Genomic DNA, 8,354 nt, shown 5'->3' with positions numbered 1-8,354 from the left:
GCTTGCCGCCTGCAATATCTGCTTTGCTCAATCCATCCCACAAGAGGGCGCTATTTGTGCCGCCGATAACGGTGTAACAAGGGTTCTTGACGCTCTTTGTTGTGGTGTCTGCGCTGTTGCGTAGCTTTGTGACCAGCTCGCCGCCTACGTAGCGTTGAGGCGCTGCTGTCATCAACATGTCTTGCGTTGCTCGCATGTGCTGGTCAGCTTTGATTGTGTTGTTGATGGCTGCGCCGTACTCGTCAAAGTAGAAAACCACAATTTGCGGAGTTGTAGCCGCTAACAATTCGGCAGTAGCGCGGGGGCTGTTAGGTTCGACGATGTGCGCCTTTAGCAGATCTCGCGGCTTAATCTCGATTGCCATACGCACCAGTTGACGCAACGCATCCATGTAGCCAGATTTTCCCGTGCCGCTGTCGCCTGTTAACGATACCGATAAGCACGGGTAATTAAGGCGGTTGCGTGCGTTCACAACATACTTACGCCCAACCATAGCCCCGGCAGCGGTGAGCGCCGTTATCATGGTGTAGGAATCAAAGCGCATCGCCGGGTCTATTCCACGCTCAAACAGGTTGAACAGTTCCCGCGCCTCAAGCGGTGCAGCTTCTCTTAACGCGCTGTAGGTTGGTAACGCTGCGTCCGGTTTTGGCACGTCCAGCGCGGTAGCTGGTGGCGTTAACCCGTCCAACTTAACAGGCGTTGCGAACCCTTCCCGCAATAGCTCTTTGAGCGTTGATTTTGCTATGCGGTCTAATTTGCCCTGATGTTTAAGCGGGTCTAAATCCCACATCCCCGCGCTGCGGCTCTCAAAACGCGCCATTGTGGACGCCATGAAAATTCGTGCGGTGGTGGCCTTGTTCCGGGTCTTGCGGAGCAATCCGCGCAACACTGAGCGCACACGGTCGGAACCGTCGCGCCCTTGCCACGAAGGGTGGCCGCAATCCTGCAAGCCGTGGTTAAGCTGCCATTGCTCATCGTCCGGCAGGCTGGCAATAATGGCGCTGTCATGCTCTGCGCCCTTGTCCGGGTCTTCTGTGAAGTCGTCAACATATGCGGCTGTTGCGCTTTCGTCTGTCAGGTCTGCTAAAAAGTCGCCGCTGGTGGTTGGCGTGCCGCTGGCGTTAACGCCCGTCAACACAATATAGCTAACGTTCGGCATGAAGCGCACAGCCTCCGGCAACCCGTCCAGCTTAATAACCCCCTGTGGGCTGCACTTATCACGCAGCGTAATGAAGTGCGCCCCGTTGCCGTCGCTGCTGCTCTCCCAGTAAGCGCCGCCGCACTTCTCCTTAAAAGCTGCGATGGCCTTTTTTGCTGCGGCTTTTTGAATGTCGTTCATCGCATCGAACGTGTGCAAATCAACGTCGCCGTAAATGAAATGCTCATTATCGACGTGGTGAACCGGAACGGCGAACCCGCTCGCCTCGCCTGCAAGCTTGTTAAGGGCTGCGCACAACTCTAACGCCCGGTCATAATGGGTCATTGTTTTACGCATACCCGGCGCGGTGTGGTACGGCTGCGGCAGGTCTTCAATAGCTTCCTGCGGGGGTAGCTTTTTGAAGCGGTGCGGGTTGTCCTCGTGCGGGGTCATCCACCCACAAGACCATAAGCGCACCTTTACACCTCGCAGTTGTGCAGGGATGCCAGGCGGGTTATAATCCATACCGTAGGACGCTGCGCGGCTTACAACAGAATTGATTGACTCGTTGAATAAGCCACCATGCCGGGTGGCTTTTTCATTTTCTAGGGTTTCGCTCATTGTTTACCCCCGTAAAAACGGTGATGAGCCGGAAAAAAAATAAAATCATCCGACTTTAATATCAGGCAGCTATATTGCCCGGATTTTGCTTCGTCTAACCGCTGCTGATAACGTGCGCGGCTAATAGCTATTGCAAATTCTTTGCCTGTAAGTTCTGTTACCGGGCAGGAATCAAGCATTTCAGAAAAATCATGCCAGTCGTTAAGAATGCTGGCGCGTCCTTTGCCGTCAGGCGTGATTAAGCTCATCGTTAGCCGCAATTCATTAGCCTGCGATAACCAGCCAACATTATTACAATCAATATTCACTTCCTCGCCCACTTCGTGAGGGTGAATATAAACACGCTTGATTGTGACGTTTCCGGCTAAAACGTCGTGACTTTCGTCGTTGTGCGCATACATCATTATTAAAGCTCCTTTAACCGTTCGGCGGCTGCGTCGTCTTTGTGCAGCCCCGTTAAATAATAAACAATGCGCCCTTGTTGCTTGCTAACGCCGCTAACAAAATAACCTTCAAGCGTTAATTTAGTTAACAATGTATAAATTATGTTTAGACGCTCTTTTCGGTCGCCTGCGCTCGGTGCGATTAATCTTGATAGATTATTGGCGAAATATGACCGCGTAACATAATTGCTATCAATAGATAGGCAGTAGCGCTTAATCGCGCCCCTGTCTTCCGCCGCGTGAATATCTTCCGCAAGCTCAGCAATTTTGATTATTCGCTCTGCTGTGTTTAGCGTTTTAGGGTTGCGCTCTTTGAATGGCGTAACACCTTCGCTATAATTAAGCATGTAGCCCCCTGAAGCTGCTTTTATTGTAAATTCTGGCGAAGGTTTCAAGGCTGTATTTAAATATTGGCCTCTGCCTGTCGCCCATTGTTAAAAATTGCTTTCGGCATAACTCCGCGCAAGTTTCTGTTAATTTCCAACCGCCATTAATGCGGATTAGATGCCCTGATGCTGCGGCCTGTTCCGGCGTTTTGCATTGGTGCCACATATAATGCGTGTACTCATCTGCGTAATTGTCAACGCCAATTGACATCATAAAACGCGCAATTCTTATAAACTCATCAGACAATATAACGTATTTGTCTGTAGGCTTTTTAATTGCAAACGGTTTGCAGGTGGCTACCGGACAATGATTGGCAAGGAAATAACCTAAGAATATAACGCTATTGCGATATACATCTTCGTTATGAATACTCATAGCGCCCTCGTTGTTAATTAAGTTAACTGGCTGGATTGCCAGTGGTTTACCTCGCCTGCCTGCATTGTAGGTATAGACAATTTTGTTTTGCAACATTTATCTATGTCTTTTTCGGGTTTTGGTTGCCTTTTGCTCACCTCCTGTACGCCTCTGTACGCCCCTGAATGCTTCCCCTTGTGGGATTGGGTAGGCTGGTGGCCTTGCGTGCGGTAGCGCTGCGGAGGTTTTGCCTCTGGCGGCATCGCAGCCCACAAGGGATAGGTGTGCTGGCTGGTGGTGGAGTAGGGCGGGGCGAAAAGTCTTGTGATGTGACTACAGCATGACTACAATTAAAGCTAATGGCTATTGTTTGAAGGAGGTTTTAAAGATGGCTACTGAAACCTATGTAAGAGCGCGAATTGACGACGATGTAAAAGAGTCGGCAACGCTGGTTATTGAGTCTATGGGCTTGACTGTGAGTGATGCCATTAGAATGTTTATGGCGCAGGTTGCAGAAAAAAATACAATGCCTTTCCGTGTACCTGCTGCGGCTTACAGGAAGGCTTCGCGCACTCGCGCGGCTATTAATCAACTAGAGCGTAATAAAGGCAAGCGGTTTAATAATGTTGCGGCTCTCATGGATGATTTAAATAATGACGAGGAAGATTGAGCGCTCAACGGAATTTAAAAAAGATTACAAGCGAGAAAAGAAAGGGCAGCACGGAAAAGCTGTTGAGGATGATTTAATAGAAATTCTTTCTCTGCTGGTGGATGATAAACCAATCCCGGAAAGATACGTTGACCATCCGTTAAAGGGCGGTTGGCGTACCTTCCGGGATTTGCATTTACATCCTGATTTAGTGCTCATATATAAAAAAGAAGGCGATGTTAATACAGGCTCTTTAAAATTAGCTCGCCTTGGTTCACATAGTGAGTTGTTTTAATGCGAGGGTGCATATGAATAATGAAGGTGAAAAGCTAACAATTAACTTTGAGGTCACAGCCGCTGAAGCTATTGCGCTTGCTCAATTCTTCAAAAGAACGGCGTACAGTGATTGCAAAGAAAAAGCAGTGTCTAGTGCTGAGGCACATGAAATGATGGACGGCATAAACGCCGCATATAAAGGTTTAAGGGAAGCTGGATTTAACCCGCGATAAATAAGTGCGGTTGGCTGGTGGTCTTTCTTTGTATTAACAGATGATAGTTTGCTGTGAAGGAGTGAACGCCAACGGCGGGCAGCTCCTGCACAGCAAACTAACCAGAATATAGAAAAAAGGCCGCTAGTGCGGCCTTTTTGTTACGGCGTAACTTAATGATCGTTAAGTCGCCCGGACTACTGCCCGGACTTACCCGCCAAAAGGTCACGCGCTCGGCTCAATCGCTCGTTAGGGAAGCTGGCGGCTTTAATCTGGCGTTGTTGGCCTGTCTGGTGGTCGGTGATAAAACCACCGCCGCCGCTCGCCTTACTGCCAGTAATGAGGCGAGAAAATCGCGGGTTATCTAACACATCCTTTTTGAACTGCTCGACGGTCTGCGGGTTGCCTTGCTCGCTGTAGTAATTGATTTTAACCGCGCCCATGTCATCTACAACGGCCTTGACGCGCTCGGCAAGGTGTGGAGCCATTAAGAACCCGTTAGCGCCGCTGGCATCCAGTAGGCGAACAAGCTCGCTTTCTGCAATGGTGGCGCTTAGGCGCTGCTCGGCTGGCGCTGGCTGCTCTACGTCGAGGCGGTAGCCGCTGCCGTCTTCCGTGGGGATATATAGCGCTTGCGCCGCTTCCGGTACTTCTGACAAGTCGTTAACTGTTAATTTAAGCGCCATTTTAACGCCTCCTGAATTTGTCGAAATAGGACGGGTTTAAATAGCCCGTTTCTATGGGTTTAATTGGAGGCGTTGCATAAACGCCCGTTCCTTCTGTTTTCTTTCGTGGCCTTGGTTTAATTTCGCCATTTCGCCGCCGTCGTTGTGCTGGTGGGGTGTCCGGGTCTACTGGCTTACCCGCCTTAAACAGTCTTGTTTTTTCGGCTGCTATATGGCGCATAACCCCCGTCATTAAAAGAGCCGTGTAATATTCGACGCTAATATTTAATTTCTTTGCGCGGCGTATACGCTGCCAGCGCGTGTAATCGTTACACGCCGCCAGATTGCGGCTAATTTCTTCATCCGATGGCAGGTCGCCAACGATTACGCCTTGATACACGTCCGGGAACGTCAATTTAACGGGTGTTGTGTCGTCGCTGGTCATAGTTAAGGCCGCTGGCGCTCCTTGTGGGGGATTGTGCCGCCGTGAACCCCTATCGAGGGAAGGTACGAGTTACACCCCCGGCTAACGAAGCGGCATTTAATGCCAGCGGCCTTAATTATGCGCCCCTCTCTCACGGTGGAGGGGCTAACCGTCTTGCACTGGGGAACCACAACAAACAACAGGCTAACCAGCCTCCGTAATTCGCTCTGTAGGGGCTTCGCGGGGCTGGTGGCTGCACTATGCCAGGAATCCGGCAGCAGTGGCAACAGGCAATCCCACAAGGGGCTAAGGCGGCTGGCGCTGCTCTGGTCTTCAAGGCAGGAAGGGCAAGGGCTGGCGCTGTTTTTGAAAATTAATACAAGGTGCTACAAATTTACGCAAAAATGTCAATTTTATGGAGTTAACTTATTAATTTAATGAGCAATTGTGCCGTAAAGTTAGGCTTGCATTCAGATTGTCTAAAATATCTAGAAAAATTGAAAATTTTTATAAAATTTGTCGAGGCTGGCATTGATTCCCTAAATAGGAAAATACCCCCCCGCCGGGGTCTTTTGATAGGCGAAACCGATTGCCAGTAGCAAGGCTGTGCTCTGCTGCCGTTGTGGGTTAACAGTAATCGAATGTTGTAACTAAATAGGGATAGAAAGATACCCCAGTTAAGGGGCATGTGCAGGGGCTGCGATGTAGTTCCGTGCGGCTGTTGCGGGTTTAGCTGTGCTTAATGAGCGTTAAGCCTTGCTGCAATTAATTACTTTGCTAATTGTCGTCCTTGCTGCGCCTGTTAGCTCTTGTATCTGGCTGTAGGACTTGCCAGCCTCACGCAATGCGATAATTTGCCCGTGTAACTTGGTGTCGATTGGTCGGCCTTTGTATGTGCCCTGCTCTTTCGCCTTTTTAATGCCCTCAGCCTGACGGCGGCGGCGGTCTGTGTAGTCTTTGCGAGCGATAGCCGCCAGCATATCGAGCATCATTGAATTAAGCGCCTCAAACATGCGCCCGGTGAACTCGTCGCCAGTGTTTAACAGTATGTGCGAGGTCGGCAGGTCTAACGCTACAACGCGAATCCCTTTGCTGCTGATTGTCTGGCGCAATGCTTGCCAGTCGTCAGCGTTTAAACGGCTCAAGCGGTCTACCTGTTCAACTAACAGCACGTCGCCCGGTTGTGCCACTTTCAGCAGGTTAAACAGTTCTGGACGCTTGAGGCTCGCCCCGCTTTCGTTCTCGATAAATTCAGCGGCGATTGTGTAGCCGTGGTCACTGGCGAACTCCTGCAACGCTTCTTTAGCCCGGCTGGCGTCCTGTTCTGTTGTGGAGGCGCGGAGATAAGCATAAACACGGTTAGATTTCATGGCTGTTGTCTCAGTAGTAGCGTTTGGATGGTAGTTATTATACTGGTAGCGTTTGTGTTGTCAACGCTAGTTAAGCTACTACCTATTAAGCCTGCTGGGACTAGTAGCGCCAAAGCATACCCAATTACTACCAGTTAAGAGGCAATGATCATTAAAGATCTCGGGGTTTTTCGGGAACTGGCGACGGGTCACAATTTTTAATTGTGGCCTGTTGGCAGTTGGACAAGCGTAGCGCGTCAGTAAGTGCGGCTCTGTTGGTTAATCCAGTTAACAAGGTCAAAGGCGGCTTTGCAGAGTGAAGGGCAACCCACAAGGGACAACATGCGGTAATTGTGTGACCGGGTACTTTTAAAGAACGGTGCAAATTGTCTACAGAAAAATAATTTAACCCCCTTTTTATTTGGATTTTGACAACGGGCGGGTATGGATTATGGGGATTGAGGTTGCGACGTTCGACAGTCAAAAAATGATGGGTGTCGCAGTGAGTGTCGCAACAGGCAGGGAAGGAGAAAAAGTTATTAAATACATACATATATATATATATATATAACTACTCTTTCATAGGTTGCGACAGTGCGACACTCAAAGACAGATAGTGATACTCTTGTGCAGGTGATAAATGTTAAATTTACATCCGGGGTTTTGTGGGTATATGGGTGTATATAAAGACTGTCGCAACCTTTTACCGTCGCAAGCTGATTTTGCTTTAATATTCATTAACTTAAACTTGTCGCAACCTCGGTGCGCATCCATCGTGTGACTGTCACAACGTCGCAACTTGCCCGGATTTGGATAAAAAAAGAGCAGGTTTTGCAACCTGCCCTTAACATCTACTTTAACAAGTTCCCGGTGTTAATTCGGTGTGTTGTACAATAATTCAACGGCGTTATCGGTAAGGAAGATGTAAGGCGATGGCTTGCCGCCGCCCGGTGCTTTCACCGCCTCGATAACAGCAAGCTGGTGCGTCATTAAGTGGCTTTGCAGTTTGGCTAACGCCTCGTCTTTGCTGCGGTAGCCCAGCTCTCTAACGGTTGTGCGGCTGATTGGCATTAATCGAGACATAGCGCCCCAATTGAACCCGCCGCGCTCCATGCAAGCGGTGCTTAATTGCTTCCCTTTAACGAGGGTGCTGTATTCCTGTTCGAACTGCTGGCGGTCGTTGCGCCACAACCCGATAACCCGCGCATGTAGCTTAATTGCCTGCATCGCTAAATCGTCAATTCCGTTGACGTCCTGTTGTAGCTGCGCGTTGTTCTGCACCCAATGGCGCATAGTGGTTTCAACGAAATTAAACGACCATTGCAAATCGTCGTCAGTAATGACCGGGGCGCGGTTGTTGCGTAATACGGCGATTATGGCGGCAATGCGCGGGTAAAATTCAGCCATACGGCGATAGACTGACGCCGCCAGCGGTTGCCCGTTCAGGGTGTAGCGTTCGGCCCAGTAATCGGCCTTGCTTTCGAGGATTAAGGCTAACGACTGTTCGCTATTGCGCCCGGATTCATACACCACCTGTAATGGCTGCGGGTCTTGTCCTTCAACGGCAGGCCATATGGTGGCAAGGTCGCCCAGTTGCTTAACTAGCCCTTGTGGGAACTCCACTACATCGGCAGATAATGCGCGGCGCACTTTCTCGCCAATATCGGCGGCTGGTTTGGCCTCAGCATTTACCCAAAGATTGCGGAACAGCTTGCCGCCTGCAATATCTGCTTTGCTCAATCCATCCCACAAGAGGGCGCTATTTGTGCCGCCGATAACGGTGTAACAAGGGTTCTTGACGCTCTTTGTTGTGGTGTCTGCGCTGTTGCGTAGCTT

The 8,354-nt window shown here is 49.9% G+C and carries 11 protein-coding genes; 3 read left to right on the top strand and 8 right to left on the bottom strand.

The annotated features are described in order from the left end of the window. From MUU51_RS00255 to MUU51_RS00240, 4 genes are all read right to left on the bottom strand, one after another. Nucleotides 1-1,759: YfjI family protein (locus tag MUU51_RS00255; RefSeq protein ID WP_258966861.1), on the bottom strand; the 1,759-nt coding region annotated here is incomplete at its 3' end. Next, nucleotides 1,756-2,163 (bottom strand): hypothetical protein, encoded by a 408-nt coding sequence (locus MUU51_RS00250; protein ID WP_258966860.1) that lies wholly within the window; start codon nucleotides 2,161-2,163, stop codon nucleotides 1,756-1,758. The genes MUU51_RS00255 and MUU51_RS00250, both read right to left, overlap by 4 nt. A 2-nt stretch (nucleotides 2,164-2,165) precedes the next feature. After that, on the bottom strand, nucleotides 2,166-2,549 hold the full coding sequence (locus tag MUU51_RS00245; RefSeq protein ID WP_258966859.1) for a hypothetical protein: 384 nt from the start codon (nucleotides 2,547-2,549) through the stop codon (nucleotides 2,166-2,168). Further along, the gene (locus MUU51_RS00240) at nucleotides 2,542-3,060 is read right to left on the bottom strand and encodes a hypothetical protein (protein ID WP_258966858.1); all 519 of its coding nucleotides are present in this window, start codon (nucleotides 3,058-3,060) and stop codon (nucleotides 2,542-2,544) included. The genes MUU51_RS00245 and MUU51_RS00240 overlap by 8 nt, the downstream gene beginning before the upstream one ends. A 271-nt stretch (nucleotides 3,061-3,331) precedes the next feature. Here MUU51_RS00240 and MUU51_RS00235 point away from each other — a divergent pair, with 271 nt between their 5' ends. Genes MUU51_RS00235 through MUU51_RS00225 form a run of 3 tightly spaced genes read left to right on the top strand, consistent with a single transcriptional unit; the run spans nucleotide 3,332 to nucleotide 4,101 of the window. Then, nucleotides 3,332-3,613: a type II toxin-antitoxin system RelB/DinJ family antitoxin gene (locus tag MUU51_RS00235; RefSeq protein WP_258966857.1), complete on the top strand. Its 282-nt coding sequence runs from the start codon at nucleotides 3,332-3,334 to the stop codon at nucleotides 3,611-3,613. Continuing rightward, a complete protein-coding gene (locus tag MUU51_RS00230) occupies nucleotides 3,597-3,887 on the top strand; it encodes a type II toxin-antitoxin system YafQ family toxin (protein WP_258966856.1) in 291 nt (96 codons plus the stop codon). The genes MUU51_RS00235 and MUU51_RS00230 overlap by 17 nt, the downstream gene beginning before the upstream one ends. Nucleotides 3,888-3,900: 13 nt before the next feature. After that, complete coding sequence (locus tag MUU51_RS00225) at nucleotides 3,901-4,101, top strand: DUF7706 family protein (protein ID WP_258966855.1); 201 nt, start codon at nucleotides 3,901-3,903, stop codon at nucleotides 4,099-4,101. 176 nt (nucleotides 4,102-4,277) lie between these two features. Here the strand turns inward: MUU51_RS00225 and MUU51_RS00220 are convergent, their stop codons facing one another. The 4 genes from MUU51_RS00220 to MUU51_RS00205 all read right to left on the bottom strand — a co-directional run. Next, nucleotides 4,278-4,766: a hypothetical protein gene (locus MUU51_RS00220; protein WP_258966854.1), complete on the bottom strand. Its 489-nt coding sequence runs from the start codon at nucleotides 4,764-4,766 to the stop codon at nucleotides 4,278-4,280. 1 nt (nucleotide 4,767) lies between these two features. After that, nucleotides 4,768-5,190 carry a hypothetical protein gene (locus MUU51_RS00215; RefSeq protein ID WP_258966853.1) on the bottom strand — a complete coding sequence of 141 codons (423 nt, stop codon included), beginning with the start codon at nucleotides 5,188-5,190 and terminating at the stop codon, nucleotides 4,768-4,770. A 728-nt stretch (nucleotides 5,191-5,918) separates the two neighbouring features. Beyond that, nucleotides 5,919-6,539, bottom strand: a complete 621-nt coding sequence (locus MUU51_RS00210) for a recombinase family protein (RefSeq protein WP_258966852.1) — start codon at nucleotides 6,537-6,539, stop codon at nucleotides 5,919-5,921. Nucleotides 6,540-7,391: 852 nt separating this feature from the next. Further along, a partial coding sequence (locus MUU51_RS00205; RefSeq protein WP_258966851.1) for a hypothetical protein occupies nucleotides 7,392-8,354 on the bottom strand: 963 nt, incomplete at its 5' end.

The sequence above is a fragment of the Scandinavium manionii genome (assembly GCF_024764775.1).
Classification (GTDB): domain Bacteria; phylum Pseudomonadota; class Gammaproteobacteria; order Enterobacterales; family Enterobacteriaceae; genus Scandinavium; species Scandinavium manionii.
Note: the sequence above shows the minus strand (reverse complement) of the source record. Positions and strands in the feature narration are given on the sequence as shown.